Annotated in this window: 24 protein-coding genes; 19 read left to right on the forward strand and 5 right to left on the reverse strand. The window is 72.9% G+C overall.

The window, feature by feature from the left end:
* Positions 1–179 precede the first annotated feature (179 nt).
* Genes ACZ6Y1_RS07615 through ACZ6Y1_RS07625 form a run of 3 tightly spaced genes read left to right on the forward strand, consistent with a single transcriptional unit; the run spans position 180 to position 2,665 of the window.
* The gene (locus ACZ6Y1_RS07615) at positions 180–695 is read left to right on the forward strand and encodes a hypothetical protein (RefSeq protein ID WP_469624560.1); all 516 of its coding nucleotides are present in this window, start codon (positions 180–182) and stop codon (positions 693–695) included.
* A complete protein-coding gene (locus ACZ6Y1_RS07620; RefSeq protein ID WP_469624562.1) occupies positions 685–1,860 on the forward strand; it encodes an MAB_1171c family putative transporter in 1,176 nt (391 codons plus the stop codon). The genes ACZ6Y1_RS07615 and ACZ6Y1_RS07620 overlap by 11 nt, the downstream gene beginning before the upstream one ends.
* Before the next feature lie 7 nt (positions 1,861–1,867).
* Positions 1,868–2,665, forward strand: coding sequence for an SDR family NAD(P)-dependent oxidoreductase (locus ACZ6Y1_RS07625; RefSeq protein WP_469624564.1), 798 nt, complete (start codon positions 1,868–1,870; stop codon positions 2,663–2,665).
* Between the two features lie 61 nt (positions 2,666–2,726).
* On the opposite strand, the gene ACZ6Y1_RS07630 is transcribed toward ACZ6Y1_RS07625, so the two are convergent.
* Both ACZ6Y1_RS07630 and abc-f read right to left on the reverse strand, forming a co-directional pair.
* Complete coding sequence (locus ACZ6Y1_RS07630) at positions 2,727–2,984, reverse strand: hypothetical protein (protein WP_469624566.1); 258 nt, start codon at positions 2,982–2,984, stop codon at positions 2,727–2,729.
* Between the two features lie 238 nt (positions 2,985–3,222).
* The gene (gene abc-f / locus ACZ6Y1_RS07635) at positions 3,223–4,860 is read right to left on the reverse strand and encodes a ribosomal protection-like ABC-F family protein (protein ID WP_469624568.1); all 1,638 of its coding nucleotides are present in this window, start codon (positions 4,858–4,860) and stop codon (positions 3,223–3,225) included.
* A 228-nt stretch (positions 4,861–5,088) separates the two neighbouring features.
* Between abc-f and ACZ6Y1_RS07640 the strand changes: the two genes are divergently transcribed.
* Together ACZ6Y1_RS07640 and ACZ6Y1_RS07645 are read left to right on the forward strand one after the other, a co-directional pair.
* Positions 5,089–6,075: a GlxA family transcriptional regulator gene (locus ACZ6Y1_RS07640; RefSeq protein ID WP_469624570.1), complete on the forward strand. Its 987-nt coding sequence runs from the start codon at positions 5,089–5,091 to the stop codon at positions 6,073–6,075.
* A gap of 27 nt (positions 6,076–6,102) precedes the next feature.
* Positions 6,103–6,732, forward strand: a complete 630-nt coding sequence (locus ACZ6Y1_RS07645) for a DJ-1/PfpI family protein (protein ID WP_469624572.1) — start codon at positions 6,103–6,105, stop codon at positions 6,730–6,732.
* 123 nt (positions 6,733–6,855) lie between these two features.
* Here ACZ6Y1_RS07645 and ACZ6Y1_RS07650 read toward each other — a convergent pair whose 3' ends face one another.
* Positions 6,856–7,608: an enoyl-CoA hydratase/isomerase family protein gene (locus ACZ6Y1_RS07650; RefSeq protein ID WP_469624575.1), complete on the reverse strand. Its 753-nt coding sequence runs from the start codon at positions 7,606–7,608 to the stop codon at positions 6,856–6,858.
* A gap of 173 nt (positions 7,609–7,781) precedes the next feature.
* On the opposite strand from ACZ6Y1_RS07650, the gene ACZ6Y1_RS07655 reads away from it, so the two are divergent.
* Positions 7,782–8,291 carry an ATP-binding protein gene (locus ACZ6Y1_RS07655; RefSeq protein WP_469624577.1) on the forward strand — a complete coding sequence of 170 codons (510 nt, stop codon included), beginning with the start codon at positions 7,782–7,784 and terminating at the stop codon, positions 8,289–8,291.
* Positions 8,292–8,306: 15 nt separating this feature from the next.
* Here the strand turns inward: ACZ6Y1_RS07655 and idi are convergent, their stop codons facing one another.
* Together idi and ACZ6Y1_RS07665 are read right to left on the reverse strand one after the other, a co-directional pair.
* Positions 8,307–8,906, reverse strand: coding sequence for an isopentenyl-diphosphate Delta-isomerase (gene idi, locus ACZ6Y1_RS07660; protein ID WP_469624579.1), 600 nt, complete (start codon positions 8,904–8,906; stop codon positions 8,307–8,309).
* A 119-nt stretch (positions 8,907–9,025) separates the two neighbouring features.
* On the reverse strand, positions 9,026–10,312 hold the full coding sequence (locus ACZ6Y1_RS07665; protein ID WP_469624885.1) for a GNAT family N-acetyltransferase: 1,287 nt from the start codon (positions 10,310–10,312) through the stop codon (positions 9,026–9,028).
* 413 nt (positions 10,313–10,725) lie between these two features.
* Here ACZ6Y1_RS07665 and ACZ6Y1_RS07670 point away from each other — a divergent pair, with 413 nt between their 5' ends.
* From ACZ6Y1_RS07670 to ACZ6Y1_RS07730, 13 genes are all read left to right on the forward strand, one after another.
* The gene (locus ACZ6Y1_RS07670; protein WP_469624887.1) at positions 10,726–12,522 is read left to right on the forward strand and encodes a DUF5941 domain-containing protein; all 1,797 of its coding nucleotides are present in this window, start codon (positions 10,726–10,728) and stop codon (positions 12,520–12,522) included.
* Positions 12,519–13,271 carry a phosphocholine cytidylyltransferase family protein gene (locus ACZ6Y1_RS07675; RefSeq protein ID WP_469624582.1) on the forward strand — a complete coding sequence of 251 codons (753 nt, stop codon included), beginning with the start codon at positions 12,519–12,521 and terminating at the stop codon, positions 13,269–13,271. Before ACZ6Y1_RS07670 ends, ACZ6Y1_RS07675 begins: the two co-directional genes overlap by 4 nt.
* Positions 13,259–14,320 carry an iron-containing alcohol dehydrogenase family protein gene (locus ACZ6Y1_RS07680; protein ID WP_469624584.1) on the forward strand — a complete coding sequence of 354 codons (1,062 nt, stop codon included), beginning with the start codon at positions 13,259–13,261 and terminating at the stop codon, positions 14,318–14,320. Before ACZ6Y1_RS07675 ends, ACZ6Y1_RS07680 begins: the two co-directional genes overlap by 13 nt.
* Positions 14,298–15,077: a CDP-alcohol phosphatidyltransferase family protein gene (locus tag ACZ6Y1_RS07685; protein WP_469624587.1), complete on the forward strand. Its 780-nt coding sequence runs from the start codon at positions 14,298–14,300 to the stop codon at positions 15,075–15,077. Before ACZ6Y1_RS07680 ends, ACZ6Y1_RS07685 begins: the two co-directional genes overlap by 23 nt.
* A gap of 8 nt (positions 15,078–15,085) precedes the next feature.
* Positions 15,086–15,958 (forward strand): glycosyltransferase family 2 protein, encoded by an 873-nt coding sequence (locus tag ACZ6Y1_RS07690; RefSeq protein WP_469624889.1) that lies wholly within the window; start codon positions 15,086–15,088, stop codon positions 15,956–15,958.
* A 97-nt stretch (positions 15,959–16,055) separates the two neighbouring features.
* Positions 16,056–16,985, forward strand: a complete 930-nt coding sequence (locus ACZ6Y1_RS07695; RefSeq protein ID WP_469624590.1) for an ABC transporter permease — start codon at positions 16,056–16,058, stop codon at positions 16,983–16,985.
* The gene (locus ACZ6Y1_RS07700; RefSeq protein WP_403888728.1) at positions 16,978–17,760 is read left to right on the forward strand and encodes an ABC transporter ATP-binding protein; all 783 of its coding nucleotides are present in this window, start codon (positions 16,978–16,980) and stop codon (positions 17,758–17,760) included. The genes ACZ6Y1_RS07695 and ACZ6Y1_RS07700 overlap by 8 nt, the downstream gene beginning before the upstream one ends.
* A 345-nt stretch (positions 17,761–18,105) precedes the next feature.
* A complete protein-coding gene (hpnC, locus tag ACZ6Y1_RS07705; RefSeq protein ID WP_469624593.1) occupies positions 18,106–19,035 on the forward strand; it encodes a squalene synthase HpnC in 930 nt (309 codons plus the stop codon).
* Positions 19,032–19,985, forward strand: a complete 954-nt coding sequence (gene hpnD / locus ACZ6Y1_RS07710; RefSeq protein ID WP_469624596.1) for a presqualene diphosphate synthase HpnD — start codon at positions 19,032–19,034, stop codon at positions 19,983–19,985. The genes hpnC and hpnD overlap by 4 nt, the downstream gene beginning before the upstream one ends.
* Before the next feature lie 127 nt (positions 19,986–20,112).
* Positions 20,113–21,507, forward strand: coding sequence for a hydroxysqualene dehydroxylase HpnE (gene hpnE / locus ACZ6Y1_RS07715; RefSeq protein WP_469624599.1), 1,395 nt, complete (start codon positions 20,113–20,115; stop codon positions 21,505–21,507).
* Between the two features lie 47 nt (positions 21,508–21,554).
* Complete coding sequence (locus ACZ6Y1_RS07720; protein WP_469624602.1) at positions 21,555–22,655, forward strand: polyprenyl synthetase family protein; 1,101 nt, start codon at positions 21,555–21,557, stop codon at positions 22,653–22,655.
* A gap of 107 nt (positions 22,656–22,762) precedes the next feature.
* A complete protein-coding gene (gene shc, locus ACZ6Y1_RS07725; RefSeq protein ID WP_469624604.1) occupies positions 22,763–24,931 on the forward strand; it encodes a squalene--hopene cyclase in 2,169 nt (722 codons plus the stop codon).
* Positions 24,931–25,602: a phosphorylase family protein gene (locus ACZ6Y1_RS07730; RefSeq protein ID WP_469624606.1), complete on the forward strand. Its 672-nt coding sequence runs from the start codon at positions 24,931–24,933 to the stop codon at positions 25,600–25,602. Before shc ends, ACZ6Y1_RS07730 begins: the two co-directional genes overlap by 1 nt.
* Positions 25,603–25,606: the final 4 nt, after the last annotated feature.

The raw sequence follows: 25,606 nt of genomic DNA on the forward strand, positions 1-25,606 counted from the left end.
GCCAAGGGCGGCAGAAGATATGTAGGCATGTGGAACGCCCGTTCGTCACTCGGCGGACGGGCTTCCGCATTCCCCTCAGGACCGTGTTCCCCGAGGCCGCTTTGAAGGCACAGGACACCATGCCCACGCCCCCGCACGCCTACAGACGCTGCCCGAGAAAGGGTCCGAAGAGGGATCACATGTCCCACCGGCGAGTCAGTCTGCGCAAACGGTGCGAGAACATTCTCGGCCATCTGGAATTACCTCATCCGTTCTCCCTGGATGAACTCTGCGACCGAATAGCCGAGCAGCGCGGCCGCCCCATCCGGCTCCACCCGCTTCCCAAGGAGGCGGCGGAGACGGGGGTCTGCGGACTCTGGGTGGGGACGGTCAGCGTCGACTACGTCTTCTACGAGGCGCAGACCACCCCGCTGCACCGGGAGCACATCGTGCTCCACGAACTCGGCCACATCCTCTTCGGACACCACTCCGTGGAAGCCGACGACGACGCCGACGTGCACGACGGCCGCACCCTCACCGTGCTCGGGCGCACCAACTACACCACCCGTCAGGAGCAGGAGGCGGAGATGCTCGCCAGCATGATCCGCATCCGCACGGCGAACACCGGCCCGCACGCCGCAGCGGTCCCGCCGCGCGACACCCTGGCTCGGCTGGAGTCCGCCATGGGGTACGAGCGGAGGAACGGTGGCCGCTGACCTGACCGCCTTCGGCAACTGGCTCGCCGTCCCCAGCGTGGTGTGCCTGTGGATCGCCCTCCTGCTGCGCGCCCCCGGCGCCCTGCGCTCCCCGCACCAGCGCGGACTGTGGCTGGCCGTGGCCACCGCGGCGGCCGCGATGACCCTGAACCTGCCCGACGTGGTCGCGTACGCGATGCGCCGCGGCCCCGGCTACGCCCACGCCATCGGCCTCTTCCGCAACGTCACCGGCGTGCTGTCGGCGGGCGCCGTGCTCTACTTCGTGGCCGCCACCACCAAGGGCCGCCGGCTCCAAATCGTCTCCTGCGCCGCCACCGTGGGATGGCTCGCCGCCCTGTACGCCCTGGACGCGGCCGCCCCCGCGCACGGCGGCCACACCATGCCGCCGGTCGGCGAGCCGGTGCCCTCCCTCGCGTACTGGCTGGTCCTGATCTCCGCGCACCTGGTGGCCAACACCGTCTGCGTGGCCCTGTGCTGGCGCTACAGCCGGCGCACCGAGAGCCGCGGACTGGCCGCCGGACTGCGGCTGTTCGGGCTCGGCACCGCGCTCGCGGGCCTCTTCTGGTTCGCGTACCTGCTCAAGGGCCTCTTCGGCAGCACCTGGGCGATGCCCGCCCTGCCGCTGCTGATGAACCTGCACGGTCTGCTGCGCGCCGCCGCGATCCTCGTGCCCACGCTGTTCACCTTCCGCCGCGGCGCCGCCGACATCGCCACCGCGTGGCGGCTGTGGCCGCTGTGGCGCGACCTGGTCCAGGCCGTACCGCACGTGGCCCTCAACAAGCCGCGGGCCGGGCGGGTGGTGGAACTGCTGTGGCCGCCCGTCCCGCGCAACCTGCTCGTCTACCGCAAGGTCATCGAGACGCGCGACGCCATCCTGATCCTGGGGGAGTACGTCGCCCCCGGCGCCCTGGAGCAGGCCCGCGGCCACGTCGCCGGCCGCGGGGTCCCCGAACAGCGGCGCACCGCCGCCGCGCTGGCCCGCGTACTGCGCGAGGCGCGGCAGGCCAAACTCGACGGACTGCCCGGTCAGGCGGGCGAGGCGGCCGCGTTGGAACTTCCGGCCGCGATCCAGACCACGAAGGCGGACGGAGACCTGGCGGACGAGGCGGCGTTCCTCGTCGACGTCGCACAGGAGTACGCCGCCGCGGCACCCACCGGGAAGTGAACCCGTCTTGACGACGAAGACGACCACCGTACTGATCACGGGCGCGAGCGCCGGACTGGGCGCCGCCTTCGCCCGCGGCTTCGCCGCCAAGGGCTGCGACCTCGTGCTCGTGGCCCGCGACACGGCCCGCCTCGACGCCCTCGCCGGAGAACTGGGCCGGCAATTCGCCGTGTCCTGCGAGGTGTTGCCGGCCGACCTCCTGGATCCGGCGCAGTGCGCGTCGGTCACCGAGCGCCTCGCGGACCGGGCCCGGCCCGTGGACGTGCTGGTCAACAACGCCGGCTTCGGACTGCCCGCGCCCTTCCCCCACAGCCCCGTGGAGGACGAGGAACGGATGCTGGACCTGCTGGTCAAGGTCCCGCTCCGGCTCACCCACGCCCTGCTTCCGGGCCTGCGCGAGCGCCGCCGGGGAGCCGTCCTCAACGTCTCGTCGGTGGCGGGCCTGTTGCCCACCGGAACCTACGGAGCGGCCAAGGCCTGGATCACCGCCTTCAGCGAATCCCTCCGGGTGGACATGGAGCCGTACGGTGTCCGCGTCCTCGCGGTGGTGCCAGGTTTCACCCGCACCGAGTTCCAGGAGCGGGCCGGGATGGACGTCAGCGCACTGCGCGACGCGGTCTGGCTGGAACCGCAGGCGGTCGTCGACCGCGCCCTGCGCGACCTGGCGCTGCGCCGCCCCCTCAGCATCACGGGCGGCCGCTACCGCGCCTACGCATGGGCGGTCAGGCACCTCCCGCGCGATTTCGTGGCCCGCAGGATGGCACGCAAGCGGCGCGCCCCCGCGGACCGTCCGGACGGCGGCTGAAGCCGCCCGGCAGGCCGGTGCGCGGCCCGGTCACGGGCCGCGCCGGCCTGGGGTGAAGGGACTAGCCGCAGTCGTCGTCGTCCCAGCCGTTGTCGTGGTCGTGGTCCCAACCACCGTGGTGCCAGCCGCCGTAGCCGCCGTGGCCACCGTAGCCGCCCCAGTCGTCATCATCGTCGTCCCAGCCACCGGCGACATAGCTGACGTGCTGGGTCGGAGTTGCCGCGGAGGCGGTGCCCGCGGTCGCGAGGGCGGCCCCGCCGGCCATCAGGACACCAGCGGCGGAAACCGCGAACAGGCGCTTCGCTCTCTGTGCAAACATGAGAATTTCCCTTTCCTCCCGCCCTCTCCCGCACCTCTTCGGGGTGTGAGGGGACGGAACCGCAGCCGCAAATCAGAATGCGCAGCGCGGATCGGATACAGGGCCGCGGGAAATGCGGAAGCTCGATACCGTCGACGCGGGACTGCTGCCCGCGCGGGTGTGCTCCGCGGTTGCGGCTCTCACTCACAAAGGCTAGTCCGGTTCGAGGCGATCGGCACCTCGGGATCTGCCCCTCCCGCTACAGCTCGACGACCTTGCCGGCCGCGACCCGCAGGCGGCGCGTCACCCGGACGGCGTCCAGCATCCGGCGGTCGTGGGTGACCAGCAGGAGCGTGCCCTCGTAGGACTCCAGGGCGGACTCCAGCTGCTCGATCGCGGGGAGGTCCAGGTGGTTGGTGGGCTCGTCCAGGACCAGCAGGTTCACCCCCCGGCCCTGGAGCAGGGCCAGCGCCGCTCGGGTGCGCTCGCCGGGGGAGAGCGTGGCCGCCGGACGCAGGACGTGGGCCGCCTTGAGACCGAACTTGGCCAGCAGGGTGCGGACTTCGGCGGGCTCGGTGTCCGGGACCGCCGCGCAGAAGGCCTCCAGCAGGGACTCCTCGCCGAGGAACAGACCGCGGGCCTGGTCGACCTCGCCGACCAGGACGCCGGAGCCCAGGGTCGCGGAGCCGGAGTCCGGGGCCAGCCTGCCCAGGAGCAGGGCCAGGAGCGTGGACTTGCCGGCGCCGTTCGCGCCCGTGATCGCGACCCGGTCCGCCCAGTCGATCTGCAGGCTCGCCGGGCCGAAGGCGAAGTCCCCGCGCTTGACGGCCGCCTCGCGCAGGGTGGCCACCACCGAGCCGGAGCGCGGGGCCGCCGCGATCTCCATGCGCAGCTCCCACTCCTTGCGCGGCTCCTCCACGACCTCCAGCCGCTCGATCGCCCGCTGCGTCTGGCGGGCCTTCGCGGCCTGCTTCTCGCTGGACTCGCCGCGCAGCGCCTTGCCGATCTTGTCGTTGTCGCTCGACTTCCGGCGGGCGTTGCGCACGCCCTTGTCCATCCAGTTGCGCTGCATCTGCGCGCGGCCCTCGAGGGCGGACTTCTTGTCCGCGTACTCCTCGAACTCCTCGCGGGCGTGGCTGCGGGCCCGGGCCCGCTCCTCCAGGTAGGACTCGTACCCGCCGCCGTAGAGGTTGATCTGCTGCTGGGCCAGGTCCAGTTCGAGGACCTTGGTGACCGTCCGCGTCAGGAACTCGCGGTCGTGGCTGATCACGACCGTGCCCGCGCGCAGCCCCTTGACGAAGCGCTCCAGCCGCTCCAGACCGTCCAGGTCCAGGTCGTTGGTGGGCTCGTCGAGGAGGAAGACGTCGTAGCGGGAGAGCAGCAGCGAGGCGAGGCCCGCGCGGGCCGCCTGGCCGCCGGAGAGCGCCGTCATCGGCAGGTCCAGGCCCACCGTGAGGCCGAGGTCGTCCGCGACCTCCTCGGCACGCTCGTCGAGGTCCGCGCCGCCGAGGTCCAGCCACCGGTCCAGCGCCGTCGCGTACGCGTCGTCCGCGCCCGGCGCCCCGTCCACGAGGCCCTGCGTGGCCGCGTCCAGCTCCGCCTGCGCGGCGGCCACGCCGGTGCGGCGGGCCAGGAAGTCGCGTACGGACTCCTCCGGCCGGCGCTCGGGCTCCTGCGGGAGGTGGCCCACGACGGCGGTGGGCGGCGAGAGCCGCAGCTCACCGGTCTCGGGGGTGTCCAGCCCGGCGAGCAGCCGCAGCAGGGTCGACTTCCCGGCGCCGTTGACGCCGACGAGACCGATGACGTCGCCGGGCGCGACGACGAGGTCGAGATCGGCGAAGAGCGTGCGCTCACCGTGCGCGGCGGTGAGCTTCTTGGCGACGAGGGTTGCAGTCATGATGCGCCGATCCTATCGGGCCGGCCGCCGGGGCCCGGGCCCGCGACCGGCCCCCCGGACGGCGTACGGTCACGCGCCGATCACCCCGCGGACCGGCCGACAGCGCGGTCACGGCGGGCCGGACCGCGGGGCCGGGGGCGTCGTCCGCACCTGTCCCGTCCCGGCATGGCGGTATAGGTGGGAAGCCCGTCATTGCGGCCATCGCGCGGGGCGCCCCACCATGAACGCATGAGGTTGCCGCCGCGAAACGACGTGCTCGTCCTTCTCTACGACGGGGTGCAGAGCCTGGACGTGACCGGCCCGGTGGAGGTCTTCGCCGCGCTCGCCCGCTTCCCCGGGCGCCCGGCGTACACGATCCGGACGGTGTCGCCGGGAGGCGCGCCCGTGCGCACGAGCAGCGGCCTCACGCTGGTGCCCGACGGGGACCTGGAGAGCGCCCGGCCAGGCGCCGGGACCACGCTGCTGGTGCCCGGGGGCCGCTACCGGGGCGACTTCGAGCCGCGGCTCACCGACTGGCTCCGCGCCCACGGGGGTGCCGCGGAGCGGCTTGTGTCGGTGTGCACCGGCGGGCTGCTGCTGGCGGAGGCGGGACTGCTGGACGGGCGGCGGGCGACGACGCACTGGTACGTGTGCGACCGGATGGCGCGGGACTATCCGGCCGTCGTGGTGGAGCCGGACCCCATCTACGTGCGCGACGGACCCGTGGCCACCTCGGCCGGGGTCACGGCGGGGATCGACCTCGCGCTCGCCCTGGTGGAGGAGGACCACGGGCGCGACGTCGCGCTGACGATCGCCCGGCACCTGGTGGTGTTCCTGCGCAGGCCCGGCAACCAGGCCCAGTTCAGCGCGCAGCTCGCGGCCCAGACGGCGCGCCGCGATCCCCTGCGGGACGTACAGCAGTGGATCACGGAGCACCCGGACGGCGACCTGAGCGTCGACGCCCTCGCCGCGCGGGCCCGCCTCTCGCCGAGGCACTTCGCGCGGGCCTTCCAGGCGGAGACGGGCGTCACCCCGGGCCGGTTCGTGGAACGGGTCCGCGTGGAACACGCCCGCCGGCTGCTGGAGGAGGGCACGCAGGGGGTCGCCCAGATCTCCCGCGCCTGCGGCTACGGCACGCCGGAGGCGCTGCGGCGCGCCTTCGTGCGGACCCTGGGCCAGGCGCCGGCCGAGTACCGCCGGCGCTTCGGCCCCACCCCCCAGACCACCAGGACCTGATCCGTCCACCACCGCTCCGGAGGAACCATGCAGATCGCCGTACTGCTCTACGACCGCTTCACCGCGCTCGACGCCGTCGGGCCCTTCGACACCCTCGGCCGGCTGCCCGACGCCGAGGTCGTGTTCGTGTCCGAGCGTCCCGGGCCCGTGCGCACCGACAACGGGTCGCTCGCGCTCGTCGCCGACAAGGGGCTCGACGAGGTGACCCGGCCCGACGTCGTCATCGTGCCCGGGGGGCCGCACCCCGAGCTGGAGATGGAGAACCCCGCCGTCATGGAGTGGCTGCGGGCGGTGGACGCCACCACCACCTGGACCACCTCCGTCTGCACGGGATCCCTGCTGCTGGCGGCCGCCGGGCTGCTCGACGGGCGGCGGGCCACCAGCCACTGGCTGTTCCTGGACAGGCTGTCGAAGTTCGGCGCCGAGGCCACCGGGGAGCGGGTGGTCACGGACGGGAAGTACGTCACGGCCGCGGGGGTGTCCTCCGGGATCGACATGGGGCTCACCCTGCTCGGCCGGATCGCGGGGGACGAGTACGCCCAGGCCGTCCAGCTGATGACGGAGTACGACCCGCAGCCGCCCTACGACGCGGGTTCGCCCGCGAAGGCCCCGGCCGCGCTCGTCGCGCACCTGCGCGCGACCAATCCGCTGGGCTAGGAGTGGGCCGGGACGTCCCTGCAGGATCTCGCCCGACGCTGCCGGGGCGCTGCCCCGGACCCCGCGCCTCGACCGCCGGCGGGCCGGGCGGCTACTTCGGCCGACCCGCAGGCCGACGGGGGCTCACGGTGTCCACGTGAACACCGGCGGGCGGCGTTCCAGGAACGCGGCGACACCCTCCGCGGTGTCGTCGCTTCCGGCGGCCTGTTCCTCCCAGTGGCCGTCCCGGTCCGTCCGGCCGTCCGCGAACTCCTTCGCCGCCGCCTGCGTCAGCTGCGAGCGCGAGGCCAGGATCCGGGCGAACTCGGACACCCGCTTGTCCAGTTGGCCGGCCGGCAGCAGCTCGTTGAGGAATCCGGCGCGCAGCGCCGCCTCCGCGCCGATCAACTCGGCGGAGAAGAGCAGGTACTTGGCCCAGGCCGGACCGACCAGCGCGGCCAGTCGGCGGGTGGAGGACGCCGGGTAGACGATGCCCAGCTTCGCCGGGGTCACCCCGAACGACGCACCCTCCTGCGCGAAGCGCAGATCGCACGCCGCCGCCAGCTGGCTCCCGCCGCCCACGCAGAACCCGCGGATCGCGGCCAGCGTCGGCTTGGGGAAGGCGGCCAGCGCCTCCTCCGCGGTGACGGCGAGGGCCCGCGGGTCCTCGTCCCCGGTCAGCGAGGAGATGTCCGCGCCCGCGCAGAAGGTCTCTCCGGCCCCGGTCAGCACGAGCACCCGTACCGCGGGATCGTCCGCCAGGCCGGTCAGCAGCCCGGGGAGCGCCCGCCACATCGCCGCCGTCATGGCGTTGCGCTTGGCGGGATGCGAGATGACCACGGTCGCCACTCCGTCGGCCACGGTGTGGAGGAGTGCGGGATCCCCGGCTGAGTTCATGCGCCGGATGGTATCCAGCGGATCAGGAACAGTCGAAAACTGACTCCGTCATACGCCAACGGTCGGAATGCGTCCGATTGGCGCTGACTTCTGGTCAGCGGTTCGGTCCGGACCAGCCCGTTCACCACCCTTGACGCGTGGAGACGATCGAGCGCGAAGACGGGGGACGGAATATGGATGTCAGCGGGAGCGTCCCGCAGGCCAGGGAGGCGGAGCCGGCGGCCCCAGCCGACCCCCTCGCGTACGAGGGGGTGTGGAGGTTCACCGCCCCGGCGGTAGAAGAATCCGTTCCGCAGGCCCGCCGTGCGGTGCGGGACCTGCTCGGGCGCCAGGGGGTGCCCGCCCACCAGGACATCGTCCACTCCCTGCTGCTGATCGTCTCCGAACTGGTGACGAACTCGGTCCGGCACGCCGCCCTGCTCTCGCCCGAGGTCGCGGTCGAGGTGGCGATCGGCCGCTCCTGGGTACGGGTGGCCGTCGAGGACAACCACCCGTACCGCCCGAAGGCGCTGGAGGCCGATTTCGGTCAGACCGGCGGCCGGGGCCTGCTCCTGGTCCGCGAGGTCACGCTGGAGGCCGGCGGGGTCTGCGACGTCGAGCACACCTCGACCGGCGGCAAGGTCATCTGGGCGGCCCTGCCGCTCACCGCGCCCGCCGGGCCGGCCCCGGCCCCGGCCGGCTGAGGGGCGTCGCGGGGGCTACCAGCCCGCCGCGTCCCCCGTCAGCTCGCGGATCGCGGGCCGCGCCGCGTCCAGCACGGTCATGAACCAGGCCGAGAACGGCACTTCGGCGTGCCGCTTGGCCAGCTCCTCGGCGGTGACGAAGGCGGTGTCCGCGATCTCCTCCGGATCGGGGCGCACCGAGGCCTGCGCGAGTCCCACGAAAAGGTGGTTGAACTCCTGCTCCACCAGACCCGACGCGGGGTCCGGGTGGTTGTAGCGGACCGTTCCCGCCTCCGCGAGCAGCGAGGGCGAGAGCCCCAGCTCCTCGTGGGTCCGCCGGGCGGCCGCCGCGAAGGGCGACTCCCCCGGGTAGGGGTGACCGCAGCAGGTGTTCGACCAGACGCCGGGGGAGTGGTACTTCCCGAGCGCCCGCTGCTGGAGCAGCAGCCGGCCCTGCTCGTCGAAGAGGAACACAGAGAACGCCCGGTGCAGCTGCCCCGGCGCCTGATGGGCGGAGAGCTTCTCCGCCGTGCCGATCGTGTTGCCGGACTCGTCGACCAGTTCGAGCATGATCGGTTCTTGGGTCCCGGTGCCGTCGGTCGCACTGTTGGCGGCGGTGGCTGGTGTGGTCGGCATACCCATCCTTCGCTTCGGACTTCGGCCTTCAGTCTGCCGTACAAAAGGGGCTTGTCCCCACTTCGAAGATCTGTCCGCGTCCGCTCCCCGCCGCGTGATATGCGGCGGGGAGCGGATCATCAGACTCCGAACGGGGCCGCATAGCCGATCGTGCCCGCCGGCACCGGAACGGAAGCGTCCAGCACGAGCGCCATCACGGCCTCGTCCGGTACCTCGAACGGCGCCCGGATCCCGAACCGCGACGCCGGTACGAAACCGAAGCGCGGGTAGTACTCCGGGTGCCCGAGCACGAGGACCAGCGACTCCCCGCGCTCCCTGGCCGCCGCCAGCAGCGCCCGGACCACCGCGCTGCCCGCGCCCGAACGCTGGAGCGCCGGATCGACCGCGACCGGGGCGAGCGCGAGCGCCCGGACCCCGTCCACCGCGCAGGCGGTCAGCAGGGCGTGCGCCACCACCGACCCGTCCGGGCCCTCGGCCACGTACGACAGCCCGGGCAGCCACGCCCCGTCCGTGCGCAGCGCGTCCACGAGGTCCGCCTCCAGCGGGGTCCCGAAGGCCGCCAGGTTGACGGCCCGCACGGCGGCCGCGTCGGCCGCCGTCTCCGGGCGGGCCGGCCAGGCCCCGCCCTCCCCGGCGGTCACCGGGCGCAGCACGTAGCCGGTGTAGCCGTACTCGTGCCCGTGGCGGGCCCGTACGGCGAGCTCCTCGCGCGTGGCGGCAAGCGCGGCCTCCACCGCGGGGGAGCCGCCGCCCGACCGGGTGCGGACCCGCTCGGCGAGCGGTCCGTAGTACTCGGCCCAGTCGGAATCGGGCAGGTGGTGCACGCCGAGCACCCGGTACCCGGCGCTCTGGGCGGCGGCGAGGTTCCCGGCGGTGGAGCGCAGCGGGCACTGCGCGTCCCAGAAGGCGCGCGCCCCGGCGGACGGCTCGGCCACGGTCCACTCGCACTCGGTCAGCACGATCGTGCCGCCCGGTGCGAGCAGCCGCCGCCAGCGGGCGAGCGCGGTGCCGAAGCCGATGGTGTAGGCGGAACCCTCGGCCCACACGAGGTCGAAGGAGCCGTCGGGGAACTCCTCCGGGGGAAGCGCGCCCATGTCCGCCCGGACGGTACGGACCCGGTCGGACAGCCCGCGGGCCTCCGCGGCGGCGCGCAGTTCTCCGAGGAAGGGGACGTGCAGGTCGACGGCGGTCACCTCGGCGCCGTCCGCACCTGCCTCGGCGGCCAGCAGCAGGGCGCTGCGGCCCGGCCCGCAGCCCAGGTCGAGGACGCGCGGCCGCTCCGGGAGCGGTCCGCACAGGGACAGCAGCTGCCGGGTGCTCGTGTCGGAGCCGGGGGCCTGCCGGGGCAGGCCGTGGTGCAGGGAGAAGAAGGCCTCGATGAAGGCGTCGGAAGAATCGTCCGTGATGTCGGTCAACGTGAACCCTTGAACGGGGGCTCCGGCCGACCCGGGGTCTGTCAGCGGTGTGATCAGGCCCGGCGGTCGGATGCCCTGGAGGAATGGGGGACGCACCGGAGTTCGCTGCGCATGGCCGCGACCACTGCGACGGTCATCGACCCACCTCTTCCTCACTCGTTCACCTACAGGGCGTGTCCACCGTAACATCCACGCCGTTTGTGGTACGGAGCCATGATCGTCAATGATGGCCGGGCCGGGCCCCGCCGGGGGTCCGATCCGGGGCCGGTCGCCCGGGAATATTCCGCTTATCGGGGCGTAAACGGGTGATGAACCCCGGCTTCCATTCATCCGATAGCCTCAGCCGACGTGCCGCGCCCCCACGGGGGCGCCCGTCCGCAATCCGTCACAAGGAGTGAGTTCGTCTGCCGACCGTCATCCTCACCGGCCTGCCGGTCCCCGGATCACCGCTCGCTGACGAGCTGCGCTCCCTCGGCTTCGACGTCCGCCCCGCCGCCGGTCCCCGGGAAACCGCCGCCGCGCTCGCGGGCGTCCCCGCCGACCAGCGCGTGGCCGTCGTCGACAGTGCCTTCGTCGGGCACGTGCACGCCCTGCGCCTCGCGCTGACCGATCCGCGCTTCGACGCCTGCGCCGTCACCGGCGCGTTCTCCGTGCAGCCCGGCGCCCGCGCCGCCCTCGACGAGGCCGCCGCCAAGGCCGCCGCGCTCGGTTCCGACGGCTCCGTCCCCTACGCGGACCTCCTCGCCGACACCGTCGAGGCCGGCGGGACCACCGTGCAGCGTCCCGAGCTCGGCACCCTCGTCGCGGCCGTCCCGGCCGCCGGGGCCGAACGGGAGGCGGCGACCGCCGCCGTCGCCGCCGTGGACGACGAGGCCGTGCGGCTGCGGACCGCCGTGAAGTCCCGCGACGGGTTCTTCACCACCTTCTTCATCAGCCCGTACTCGCGCTACATCGCCCGCTGGTGCGCGCGCCGCGGCCTGACCCCGAACCAGGTCACCACCGCCTCGCTGATCACCGCGCTGATCGCGGCCGGCTGCGCCGCCACCGGCGAGCGCTGGGGCTACGCGGCGGCCGGCGTGCTGCTCCTCGTCTCCTTCGTACTGGACTGCACCGACGGGCAGCTCGCCCGCTACTCGCTGCAGTACTCGACGATGGGCGCCTGGCTCGACGCCACCTTCGACCGCGCGAAGGAGTACTCCTTCTACGCGGGCCTGGCCCTCGGCGCCGCCCGCAGCGGCGACGACGTGTGGGGCCTCGCCGTCGGGGCCATGGTCCTCATGACCTGCCGGCACGTCGTGGACTTCTCGTTCAACGAGGCCAACCACGACGCCACGGCGAACACGAGCCCCACGGCGGCCCTGTCCGACAAGCTCGACAGCGTCGGCTGGACGGTCTGGGTCCGCCGGATGATCATCCTGCCGATCGGTGAGCGCTGGGCCATGATCGCGGTGCTGACCGCCTTCACCACCCCCCGGATCGTCTTCTACGCCCTGATCGCCGGCTGCGCCTTCGGCGCGCTCTACACCACCGCCGGCCGCGTGCTGCGCTCCCTGACCCGCAAGGCGAAGCGCACGGACCGGGCCGCCCAGGCCCTCGCCGACCTCACCGACTCGGGCCCGCTCGCCGAGCTCCAGGCCCGGCTGCTGCGCGGCCGCGCCGGGACCTTCGGATCGGTGTACGTCGCGGCCCTCGGCGCGCTGCTGATCATCGCGGCCGCCCTGTACCTGCCGTTCGGCGACGCGCGGCTGACCGCCGTCGCGGTGATCTACGCCATGACCGCCGGCCTCGCCGTCGCGGCCCCCCTCAAGGGCGCCCTCGACTGGCTGATCCCGCCGCTCTTCCGGGCGGGGGAGTACGTGACGGTCCTCGTGCTCGCCGCCAAGGCGGACGTCCCCGGGGCGCTCCCGGCGGCATTCGGCCTGATCGCGGCGGTCGCCTACCATCACTACGACACGGTGTACCGCATCCGCGGCGGCACCGGAGCGCCCCCGCACTGGCTGGTGCGGACGATCGGCGGCCACGAGGGCCGGGTCCTGCTGACCGCGGTCCTCGCCGCCGTCCTCGCCGGGCGCGCATCGGACTTCCCCGTCGCGCTCACGGTCCTGGCCGTGTTCGTGGCACTCGTGGTGCTCGCGGAGAGCATCCGCTTCTGGGTCTCCTCCGGGGCACCCGCCGTACATGACGAAGGAGAACCAGCATGATCGGCCTTGTACTCGCTGCCGGTGCCGGACGCCGCCTGCGTCCCTACACCGACACCCTGCCCAAGGCCCTCGTGCCCGTCGGCCCCGAGGGCGACGAGGAGAGCCTGACGGTTCTCGACCTGACCCTCGGCAACTTCGCCGCGGTCGGCCTCACCGAGGTCGCCATCGTCGTCGGCTACCGCAAGGAAGCCGTCTACGAGCGCCGGGAGGCCCTGGAGGCCAAGTACGGCCTCAAGATCACGCTGATCGACAACGACAAGGCCGAGGAGTGGAACAACGCCTACTCCCTGTGGTGCGCGCGTGAGGTCCTGGGACAGGGTGTGATCCTCGCCAACGGCGACACCGTCCACCCCGTCTCCGTCGAGCAGACCCTGCTCGCCGCCCGCGGCAACGGCCAGAAGATCATCCTCGCCCTCGACACGGTCAAGAACCTGGCCGACGAGGAGATGAAGGTCGTCACCGCCGACGGTCAGGGCGTCCGGAAGATCACCAAGCTGATGGACCCCGCCGACGCCACCGGCGAGTACATCGGCGTCACCCTCATCGAGCCCGAGGCCGCCGAGCAGCTGGCCGAGGCGCTGAAGACCACCTTCGAGCGCGACCCCGACCTGTACTACGAGGACGGCTACCAGCAGCTCGTCAACGACGGCTTCACGATCGACGTGGCCCCCATCGGCGACGTCAAGTGGGTCGAGATCGACAACCACGACGACCTCGCCAAGGGCCGGACGATCGCATGCCAGTACTGACGAGGCTCATCCCCTCGCCCGTCGTCGTCGACATCAGTCGCGGGGCGATGGACGACCTGGCCGGCCTCCTGGCCGACCAGCGCATCTCGGCGTCCGGCAAGCTCGCGATCGCGATCAGCGGCGGGTCCGGCCAGGTGCTGCGCGCCAAGCTGGAGTCCGTGTTGCCGCACGCCGACTGGTACCCGGTCGTCGACGGCACCATCGACTCCGCCGTCAAGCTGGCCGACGACATAAAGGGCCGCCGCTACGACGCCGTCGTCGGCCTGGGCGGCGGCAAGATCATCGACGTGGCGAAGTACGCCGCGGCGCGGGTCGGGCTTGCCATGGTGGCGGTCGCCACCAACCTCTCGCACGACGGCATCTGCTCGCCGGTCGCGACCCTCGACAACGACAACGGCCGCGGCTCCTACGGCGTGCCCACCCCGATCGCGATGGTCATCGACCTCGACGTGATCAAGGAGGCGCCGGTCCGGTTCGTCCGCGCCGGCATCGGCGACGCGCTGTCCAACATCTCGGCCATCGCCGACTGGGAGCTCTCGCACCGGATCAACGGGGAGACCGTCGACGGCCTGGCCGCCGCCATGGCGCGTACCGCCGGCGAGGCGGTCCTGCGCCACCCCGGCGGCTGCGGCGACGACGAGTTCCTCACCGTGCTCTCCGAGTCGCTCGTGCTCACCGGCATCGCCATGTCGATCAGCGGGGACACCCGCCCCGCCTCGGGCGCCTGCCACGAGATCAGCCACGCCTTCGACCTGCTCCACCCCGGGCGCTCCGCGCTCCACGGCGAGCAGGTCGGCCTCGGCGCCGCCTTCGCGATGCACCTGCGGGGGGCCGCCGAGCAGTCCGGGCTCTTCGCGGAGGTGCTGCGCCGGCACGGCCTGCCCGTCCTCCCCGAGGAGATCGGCTTCAGCGTCGACGAGTTCGTCGCGGCCGTCGAGTACGCCCCCCAGACGCGTCCGGGACGCTTCACGATCCTGGAACACCTCAACCTGTCCGCCGCCGAGATCAGGGACGCTTACGCCGACTATGCCAAGACCATCCGTAGCTGAACTCCGCCCCGTCGTACACCCGGCGGGCGTCAAGGACCGGGTCAGCGGCGAGCACTGGGGCGGCCGCCTCTACATGCGTGAGATCTCGCTGCGCATCACCCGCATGCTGGTCACCACGAAGGTCACGCCGAACCAGCTGACCTACGTGATGACCCTCGCCGGCGTCCTCGCCCTCCCGGCCCTGCTGGTGCCGGGCGTCCTGGGCGCCGTCCTCGGCGTCGTGGCCGTCCAGCTCTACCTGCTGCTCGACTGCGTCGACGGCGAGGTGGCCCGCTGGAAGAAGCAGTTCTCGCTGTCCGGCGTGTACCTGGACCGGGTCGGTGCCTACCTGTGCGACGCGGCGGTCCTGACCGGCTTCGGCCTGCGCGCCGCCGACCTCTGGGGCGGCGGCCGGATCGACTGGCTGTGGGCCTTCCTGGGCACCCTCGCGGCGCTCGGCGCGATCCTGATCAAGGCCGAGACCGACCTGGTCGGCGTCGCCCGGCACCAGGCGGGCAAGCCCGTGGTCAAGGACGCCGCCGCCGAGCCGCGCTCCTCCGGCATGGCGCTCGCCCGCCGGGCGGCCGCCGCGCTGAAGTTCCACCGCCTCGTCCTCGGCATCGAGGCCTCGCTGTTCATCCTGGTGCTGGCCGTCGCCGACCAGATGCGCGGCGACCTGTTCTGGTCCCGGGTCGGTGTCGCCGTCCTCGCCGCGATCGCGATGCTCCAGACCGTGCTGCACCTGGTGTCGATCCTGGCCTCCAGCAGGCTCAAGTGAGTACGCCGATGCGGCTGGGCGCCGTGATCATCACCATGGGCAACCGCCCCGACGACCTGAAGGCTCTGATCGACTCCGTGGCCCGTCAGGAGGGCGACCCCATCGAGGTCGTCGTCGTGGGCCAGGGCGTGAAGGTCACCGGTGTCCCCGAAGGCGTCCGCACCGTCGACCTGCCCGAGAACCTGGGCATCCCCGGCGGACGCAACGTCGGCATCGAGGCCTTCGGCCCGGGCGGTTCCGACGTGGACGCCCTGCTCTTCCTGGACGACGACGGTCTGCTGGAGCGCACCGACACCGCCGAGCTGTGCCGGCAGGCCTTCGCCGAGGACCCGGGGCTCGGCATCATCAGCTTCCGGATCGCCGACCCTGAGACCGGTATCACCCAGCGCCGCCACGTGCCCCGGCTGCGCGCCTCGGACCCGATGCGGTCCTCGCGCGTGACCACCTTCCTCGGCGGCGCCAACGCGGTGCGCACGAAGGTGTTCGAGCAGGTCGGAGGCCTTCCGGCGGACTTCTTCTACGCGCACGAGGAGACCGACCTCGCCTGGCGGGCCCTTGACGCGGGGTGGTCGATCGACTACCGGGCGGACATGGTGCTGCTGCACCCGACCACCGCCCCCTCCCGGCACGCCGTTTACCACCGTATGGTGGCCCGTAATCGTGTGTGGCTCGCCCGCCGCAACCTGCCCGCTCCTCTGGTCCCGGTCTACGTGGGCGTCTGGCTCCTGCTGACGCTCCTGCGCAAGCCCTCGGGCCCGGCGCTGAAGGCCTGGTTCGGCGGATTCCGGGAGGGGTGGACGACTCCCTGCGGTCCCCGCCGCCCGATGAGATGGCGTACGGTCTGGCGGTTGACCCGTCTGGGCAGACCACCTGTCATCTGAACAGCCCGCGTCTGCGAACATGACGCGATCATGGGCCTCGTGCCACCTGCCTGATGCCCGAGACCTGGCCGCATCTTGAAGACGAAAGTTTCAACTTGTGAGTGACACAACCCACGACGGCGCCCTCGCCACGAGCAAGCCGCCGTCCGCCGACGCGGGACTGAGCGCCGCGGAGCTCGCCAGGAAGTACGGCCTCTCGGTGAGCGGTGCCCGGCCCGGTCTGGTCGAGTACATGCGCCAGCTCTGGGGCCGGCGCCACTTCATCATGGAGTTCTCCCGGGCCAAGCTGATGGCGCAGTACAGCCAGGCGAAGCTCGGCCAGGTCTGGCAGGTGGCGACCCCGCTGCTGAACGCCCTGGTCTACTACCTGATCTTCGCGCTGATCCTCAACGCGGACCGCGGCATGCAGAAGGGGGTCTACATCCCCTTCCTGGTGATCGGGATCTTCGTCTTCACCTTCACGCAGAGCTCGCTGATGGCGGGTGTCCGGGCGATCCCCGGGAACCTCGGGCTGGTCCGCGCGCTGCACTTCCCGCGCGCCGCCCTGCCGATCTCGTTCTCGATGCAGCAGCTGGGGCAGCTGCTCTACTCGATGGTCGTCGTGTTCATCACGGTCATGGCCTTCGGGAACTTCCCGCGGCTCTCCTGGCTGCTGGTCATCCCGACGCTCGTGCTGCAGTTCGCCTTCAACACCGGCCTCGCCATGATCTTCGCGCGGATGGGCTCCAGGACGCCCGACCTCGCGCAGCTGATGCCGTTCGTGACCCGTACGTGGATGTACGCCTCCGGTGTCATGTTCTCGATCAGCACGATGCTCCAGGACAAGCCGGCCTGGATCGCCGACGTGCTCCAGTGGAACCCCGCCGCGATCTACATGGACCTGATCCGGTTCGCGCTGATCGACAACTACGGCGCGGAGAACCTGCCGCCGCACGTCTGGCTCTTCGCGGTCGGCTGGGCCGTCGTGATCGGCCTCGGCGGTTTCGTGTACTTCTGGAAGGCTGAGGAGCGTTACGGCCGTGGCTGAGAACAACCAGGGGCGCGTCCCCACCGTCATCGCCGACGACGTGCACATCGTCTACCGCGTGAACACCGGCAGCTCCGGCAAGGGCAGTGCCACCGCCGCGCTCAGCAAGATCATGCGACGGGGCAAGGGCGACGCGCCGGGCGTCCGGCGGGTCCACGCCGTGCGCGGGGTCTCCTTCACCGCGTACCGCGGCGAGGCCATCGGCCTGATCGGCTCGAACGGCTCCGGAAAGTCGACCCTGCTGCGCGCCATCGCGGGTCTGCTGCCCTGCGAGGCGGGCAAGGTCTACACCGACGGCCAGCCCTCGCTGCTGGGTGTGAACGCCGCCCTGATGAACGACCTCACGGGTGAGCGCAACGTCGTCCTCGGCGGTCTCGCGATGGGAATGAGCCGCGAGCAGATCAAGGAGCGCTACCAGGACATCGTCGACTTCTCGGGCATCAACGAGAAGGGCGATTTCATCTCCCTGCCGATGCGCACCTACTCCTCCGGTATGGCGGCGCGTCTGCGTTTCTCGATCGCGGCCGCCAAGGACCACGACGTCCTGATGATCGACGAGGCGCTCGCCACCGGTGACCGCAGCTTCCAGGTGCGTTCCGAGAACCGTATCCGGGAACTGCGGGAGAAGGCCGGCACGGTCTTCCTGGTGAGCCACAACAACAAGTCCATCCGCGACACCTGCGACCGGGTGCTGTGGCTGGAGAAGGGCGAACTCCTCATGGACGGGCCCACGGAGGAAGTCGTCTCGGCCTACGAGAAGGCGTCCAACGGCTGACCGCGAACCGGTTTCATCCGGGCCCCCGCCGCTTCGCGCGGCGGGGGCCTCGGCGTGTTTTTCCGTATTCCGCGGCGACATTCAGAGGCGCGACGAATACCCCGGAGGCCGTCGCCGCGTTGTACAGCGTAAGCTGAGGCGGTCCTGAATCGAGCCAAGAGGGGACGATTCCCCACAGGTGAGCGGCCGTGGAGAGTTCCGGGAACAGCCCCGGGATACCCCGGCGGCGTGTCCGAAATGGGATGTATTGGGTCGGCAGTGTAGAACGGGAGATGTGACGGCAATGGCTACGGGAATTCTCCGGCCCCCAGGCTCTACGGCCGTCCCCGCCCCGGGCGGCGGGCGGTGACCCCGGGGCTCGGCATCCACCCGTCGTCCGACACCGTCCACGTGCGCGCCACCCTCGACAAGGCGGCCTCGGAGAACTTCCCCGTGGCCCCCGTCTTCCTCCCCCGCGCCTGGCGCGACGGCCTGACGGCGGTCTACGGCTACGCCCGCCTCGTCGACGACATCGGCGACGGCGACCTCGCCCCCGGCGGACTCGACGCCGTGCTCCTCGGCCTCGACCCCTCCGCCGCCGACGACCGGCTCGCCATGCTCGACGCCTTCGAGGCCGACCTGCTGCGCGTCTTCGGCGGCACGGACGGCCCGCCCCGGCACCCGCTGCTGCTGAACCTCCAGCCGGTCGTCCGCGCCCACGGCCTGACCCCCGAGCCGTTCCTCGGGCTCATCGAGGCCAACCGCCAGGACCAGCGCGTCGCCCGCTACGAGACGTACGCCGATCTGCTCGGCTACTGCGAGCTGTCCGCGAACCCGGTCGGCCGCCTCGTGCTCTCGATCACCGGGACCAGCACCCCCGAGCGGATCCGCCGCTCCGACGCCGTCTGCACCGCCCTGCAGATCGTCGAGCACGTCCAGGACGTCGCCGAGGACCTCGGCCGCGACCGGATCTACCTCCCCGCCGAGGACATGCGGCGGTTCCACGTCACCGAATCCCACCTGGCCGCCCCGTCCGCCGGCGCGGCCGTACGCTCCCTGATCGCCTACGAGGCCGAGCGCGCGCACGAGCTGCTGGACGAAGGCACCCCGCTGGTGGGCAGCGTGCACGGCAGGCTCCGCCTGCTGCTCGCGGGATTCGTGGGCGGGGGGCGCGCCGCCCTGCGAGCCGTCACCGCCGCCGGCTTCGACGTACTCCCCGGACCGCCGGGGCCCACCAAGACCGGCCTGCTCCGCGAGGTGGCCGCCGTCCTGCGCACCGCGCCGAGAAAGGGGTGAACCCGACCGTGGAGGGAACCACCCACGTGTCCGCACCCGTCCAGGCGGCCTACGGCTACTGCGAGGCCGTCACCGGATCCCAGGCGCGCAACTTCGCGTACGGCATCCGGCTGCTGCCCACCGACAAGCGGCACGCGATGTCCGCGCTGTACGCCTTCTCCCGGCGGGTCGACGACATCGGCGACGGCACGCTGCCGCCCGAGGCGAAGCTGGTCCGGCTGGAGGAGACCCGCGCGCTGCTCGGGCGGATCCGGGCCGAGGAGGTCGAGGAGGACGACACCGACCCGGTCGCCGTCGCCCTCGCGCACGCCTCGCGCCGCTTCCCGATCCCGCTCGGCGGCCTCGACGAGCTCATCGACGGGGTCCTGATGGACGTCCGCGGCGAGACCTACGAGACCTGGGACGACCTCAAGGTCTACTGCCGGTGCGTGGCCGGAGCCATCGGGCGGCTCTCGCTCGGCGTGTTCGGCACCGCGAACGCCGCGGGCCCGGACGCCGCGCGCGCCGCCGACTACGCCGACACGCTCGGCCTCGCCCTGCAACTCACCAACATCCTCCGGGACGTCCGGGAGGACGCGGGCAACGGGCGGACCTACCTGCCCGCCGAGGACCTCGCCAAGTTCGGCTGCGCGGAGGGCTTCCACGGCGACCGGGCCCCCGCCGGCTCCGACTTCCCCGGCCTCGTCCACCACGAAGTCCGGCGCGCGCGGGCCCTGTTCGTCGAGGGCTACCGGCTGCTGCCGCTGCTCGACCGGCGCAGCGGCGCCTGCGTGGCCGCCATGGCCGGCATCTACCGGCGCCTCCTCGACCGCATCGAGCGCGAGCCGGAGGCGGTGCTGCGGGGCCGCGTCTCGCTCCCGCCGCACGAGAAGGCGTACGTCGCCGTGCGCGGTCTCTCCGGCCTGGACGCCCGTACGATCTCCCGCCAGTCCTCCCGGAGGCGACCCTGATGACCGGCAGTTCAGCCCGTCCGGCGTCCGAGCACCGGCGTCCGGGGCGCAGCCCCGGGGAACGGACGAAGGGCGGTTCCGGGACGGCGACCGGCCCGCAGGGCCGCCTCACCGCCGGGGAGGACGCATGAGCGGCAGCGGCACCCGCGGCGGTGACGGCCGTGCCGTCGTCGTCGGCGGAGGGCTCGCCGGGGTCACCGCCGCCCTCGAACTCGCCGACGCCGGGCTGGAGGTGACCCTCCTCGAAGGCCGCCCCCGGCTCGGCGGGCTCGCCTTCTCCTTCAAGCGCGGTGAACTCACCGTCGACAACGGCCAGCACGTCTACCTGCGCTGCTGCACCGCCTACCGCTGGTTCCTCGACCGCGTCGACGGGGCCGCCCTGGCCCCCCTGCAGGACCGTCTCGACGTACCCGTCCTCGACGTGGCCCACCCGCGCGGCCCGCGCCTCGGCCGGCTGCGCCGCAGCGCCCTGCCCGTACCCCTGCACCTGGCCGGCTCGCTCGCCCGCTACCCGCACCTCTCCCTCGCCGAACGCGCGAGCGTCGGCCGCGCCGCCCTCGCCCTGCGCCGCCTCGACCCCGCCGACCCGGCCCTGGACGGCGTGGACTTCGCGACCTGGCTCGGCCGCCACGGCCAGTCCGCCCGTACCGTCGAGGCCCTCTGGGACCTCGTCGGCATCGCCACCCTCAACGCCACCGCCCAGCACTCCTCGTTGGGCCTGGCCGCCATGGTGTTCAAGACCGGCCTGCTCTCCGAGAACGGCGCCGCCGACATCGGCTGGGCCCGCGTCCCCCTCGGCGAGCTCCACGACACCCTCGCCCGCGGACAGCTCGACAGGGCCGGCGTCCGGACCGCGCTGCGCACCCGCGTCACCGGCATCCGCGCCACCCCCGAAGGGACCTGGCGGGTCGACACCGAGGGCGAATCCCTCGACGCGGGAACCGTCGTCCTCGCCGTCCCGCAGCGCGAGGCGCACGGACTGCTCCCCGCGGGCGCCCTCCCCTACCCCGACGCGCTCCTGGACATCGGCACCGCGCCGATCCTCAACGTCCACGTCGTCTACGACCGCAAGGTCCTGCGGCAGCCCTTCTTCGCCGCGCTCGGCTCACCGGTGCAGTGGGTCTTCGACCGCACCGACTCCTCCGGACTGCCCGACGGCGGCCAGTACCTGGCACTGTCCCAGTCCGCGGCCCAGGACGACATCGACGAACCCGTCTCCGTCCTGCGCGCCAAGTACCTTCCCGAGCTGGAGCGGCTGCTGCCCGCCGCGCGGGGCGCCAAGGTACGGGACTTCTTCGTCACCCGGGAGCGGACGGCCACGTTCGCCCCCACCCCCGGCGTCGGCCGGCTGCGCCCCGGGGCGCGGACCGACACGCCGGGGCTCTACCTGGCCGGTGCGTGGACTGCCACCGGTTGGCCCGCGACCATGGAGAGCGCCGTCAGGAGCGGACTGAGCGCGGCACACGCCGCGCTCGCCGCCCTCGGCCGCCACCGCGAACACCCTCTGCAGGAGGCGGCATGACGACCATCAGCACGACCGCAGCACGTACAGGAACCAGAGGAGAGCCAGTGAACCCGGGGAATCCGGCTGTCGAGAACACGGGTGCCGGTGTGGGCACGGCCGGAGGGGGCGTCGAGACGGCCGACACGCTCGCGCTGCTGGAGCGTGGCCGCACGCTGTCGACCCCCGTGCTCCGTGCCGCCGTGGACCGGCTCGCGGCGCCCATGGACACCGTCGCCGCCTACCACTTCGGCTGGATCGACGCCCAGGGCAACCCGGCGGACGGCGACGGCGGCAAGGCCGTGCGCCCCGCCCTGGCACTGCTCTCCGCCGAGGCCGCCGGCGCGCCCGCCGAGGTCGGCATCCCGGGCGCCGTCGCGGTCGAGCTCGTGCACAACTTCTCGCTGCTGCACGACGACCTGATGGACGGCGACGAGCAGCGCCGCCACCGCGACACGGTGTGGAAGGTCCACGGACCGGCCCAGGCGATCCTGGTCGGCGACGCGCTGTTCGCCCTCGCCAACGAGGTCCTGCTGGAACTCGGCACCGTCGAGGCGGGGCGCGCGACGCGCCGGCTGACCACGGCCAGCCGCAAGCTCATCGACGGCCAGGCGCAGGACATCTCGTACGAGCACCGCGAGCGCGTCAGCGTCGAGGAGTGCCTGGAGATGGAGGGCAACAAGACCGGCGCCCTGCTCGCCTGCGCCGTGTCCATCGGAGCGGTGCTCGGCGGCGCGGACGACCGCACGGCCGACAAGCTGGAGGAGTACGGCTACCACCTGGGCCTCGCCTTCCAGGCGGTGGACGACCTGCTCGGCATCTGGGGCGACCCGGAGGCCACCGGCAAGCAGACGTGGAGCGACCTGCGCCAGCGCAAGAAGTCCCTGCCGGTCGTCGCCGCCCTGGCGGCGGGCGGGCCGGCCTCGGCCGAACTGGCCGAACTGCTCGCGGCGGACGCGAAGAGCAGCGACTTCGAGAACTTCTCCGAAGAGGAGTTCGCGGCCCGCGCGGCGCTCATCGAGGCGGCGGGCGGCCGCCAGTGGACGGCGGACGAGGCGCGCCGCCAGCACGCGATCGCGATCCGCGCGCTGGACGACGTGGACATGCCGCAGAGGGTGCGCGAGCAGCTGGTCGCACTCGCCGACTTCGTCGTCGTGCGCAAGAGGTGACCGCCACCCGACGGCGGATATGACTCGCGAGTCGCCGGCCGGCGCGGACGCGCCGGCCGACGGCGGACCCCAGCACAGCAGAGGACCGACTGCACGAAGGGGAAGCCATGACAGCGACGACCGACGGCAGCGCGGACCGCGCCGACGCCGGCAGCGAATACGAACCGGGCCCGGCCGCAGCGGCGGGGCCCGGCACGCCGGACACCCGCCGTCCGGCCCCGGCGGGGCAGGCCGGGGCAGCCGCCCCGGAGCCCGCTACCGGGCGGCCCGGCACCCCGCGCACCAGCGCGGACGCCCTGCCCGGCCGGACACCGGACCGCCCGCGGCCGAAAGCCCCGGCACCCGCCGACCCGCCGGGGCCGCGCGAGCCGCTGGACGCGGGGACGCTCGCCGCGCAGGAGGCCGCCGCGCGGGCGACCCGGCATCTGCTGGAGCGGCAGGACCCCGCCGGGTGGTGGAAGGGCGACCTGGAGACCAACGTCACCATGGACGCCGAGGACCTCCTCCTGCGGCAGTTCCTCGGCATCCGCGACGAGGCCACCACGCGCGCCGCCGCCCTCTTCATCCGCGGCGAGCAGAACGAGGACGGCACCTGGGCCACCTTCCACGGCGGGCCGCCCGAACTCTCCGCCACCATCGAGGCGTACGTCGCGCTCCGCCTCGCCGGGGACGCCCCCGACGCCCCCCACATGGTCCGGGCCTCCGCCTGGATCCGCGCCCACGGCGGGATCGCCGCCGCCCGCGTCTTCACCCGGATCTGGCTCGCCCTCTTCGGCTGGTGGAGCTGGGACCACCTGCCCGAACTCCCGCCCGAGCTGATGTTCCTGCCGTCCTGGGTGCCGCTGAACATCTACGACTTCGGCTGCTGGGCCCGCCAGACCATCGTCCCCCTCACCGTGGTCTCCGCGCTGCGCCCGGTCCGCCCGGCCCCCTTCGCACTGGACGAGCTCCACACCGACGCCCGCACCCCCCACCCGCCCCAGCGGCTCGCCCCGGCCACCACCTGGGACGGCGCCTTCCAGCGCATGGACAAGGCCCTCCACGTCTACCGTCGCTTCGCCCCCCGCCGGCTGCGCAAGGCGGCCATGGCAGCCGCCGGCCGGTGGATCGTCGAACGCCAGGAGAACGACGGCTGCTGGGGCGGCATCCAGCCCCCCGCCGTGTACTCGGTCATCGCCCTGCACCTGCTCGGCTACGACCTCGGCCACCCCGTGATGCGCGCCGGGCTGGAATCCCTGGACCGCTTCGCCGTCTGGCGCGAGGACGGCGCCCGCATGATCGAGGCCTGCCAGTCCCCGGTCTGGGACACCTGCCTGGCCGCGATCGCGCTCTGCGACGCGGGTCTGCGCCCCGACCACCCGGCACTGGTGAAGGCCGCCGACTGGATGCTCGGCGAGGAGATCGTCCGCAGCGGCGACTGGGCGGTGCGCAGGCCCGGACTGGCCCCGGGCGGCTGGGCGTTCGAGTTCCACAACGACACCTACCCCGACATCGACGACACCGCCGAGGTCGTCCTCGCGCTGCGCCGGATCCAGCACCCGGACCCGGCCCGGGTCGAGGCCGCCATCGCCCGCGGCGTCTCCTGGACCCTCGGCATGCAGTCCCGGAACGGCGCCTGGGCCGCGTTCGACGCCGACAACACCAGCGTCCTGCCCAACAGGCTGCCCTTCTGCGACTTCGGGGAGGTCGTCGACCCGCCCTCCGCCGACGTCACCGCGCACGTCGTGGAGATGCTCGCCGTCGAGGGCAAGGCGGGCCTGGCCCGCACCCGGCGGGGAATCGCCTGGCTGCTCGCCCAGCAGGAGCCGGAAGGCTGCTGGTTCGGCCGATGGGGCACCAACTACGTCTACGGAACGGGGTCGGTCGTGCCGGCCCTGACCGCCGCCGGCATCGCCCCTTCGCACTCCGCGATCCGGCGGGCCGTGCGCTGGCTGGAATCCGTACAGAACGAGGACGGCGGGTGGGGCGAGGACCAGCGCTCCTACAAGGACCGCGCCTGGGCCGGGAGGGGCGCCTCCACCGCCTCGCAGACCGCATGGGCGCTGATGGCCCTGCTGGCGGCCGGCGAGCGGGACGGCAAGGCCGTGGAGCGGGGCATCGCCCACCTCGTACGGACGCAAGGCCCGGACGGCTCCTGGGACGAGCCGCACTTCACGGGCACCGGTTTCCCCTGGGACTTCTCCATCAACTACCACCTGTACCGGCAGGTCTTCCCGCTCACCGCGCTCGGCCGCTACCTGCACGGCGAACCGTTCACCGCCGCCGGGGAGCCCTGATGTCCGCCGCCGGGGCGGGCCCGGCCGAGAACCCGGACCCGCTGCTGGTCGCCTGCGCCCTGCGCATCGAGCAGGCCGCCCTGCGCAGCGCGGGCCGGGGCGCCCCCCAGGCGTACGGGCTCCTGCGCACCGGCATGGGCCCGCGCGCCGCCGAACGGGCCGTGGGCAGGGCCCTGGAGGAGCCGGGGATGGGCCGGGCGGCCGTCCTGGCCACCGGCTTCTGCGCCGGACTGGTCCCCGGCATGCACCCGGGCGACCTGGTCGTCGCCGAAGAGACCCGGGACCGGCGGGGGAGCGTCACCTGCACCGGCAGCGCCCTGCTCGCCGAGGCACTGGCCCGGGCCGCCCCCGGCCGGACCGTGCACACCGGCGCGCTGACCGGATCGGACCACGTCGTCCGCGGCCAGGAGCGCGCGCACCTGCGCGCCACGGGCGCGATCGCGGTCGACATGGAGTCGGCGGCCACCCTGTGGACCGCGACCCGCGGTCACGGCCCTCCGCCCGGAGGGGGACGGCCGGTTGCGGCCGTCCGGGTGATCGTGGACGCTCCGGAACATGAGCTCGTCCGTATCGGCACGGTTCGCGGTGGAATATCGGCCTTCCGTGTTCTCCGTGCCGTGCTGCCCGCGTTCTACGACTGGCACCGTTCTTTGCTGCTCCCCAGGAGGTGAGCCA

Source organism: Streptomyces sp. NPDC053432 (assembly GCF_055585365.1).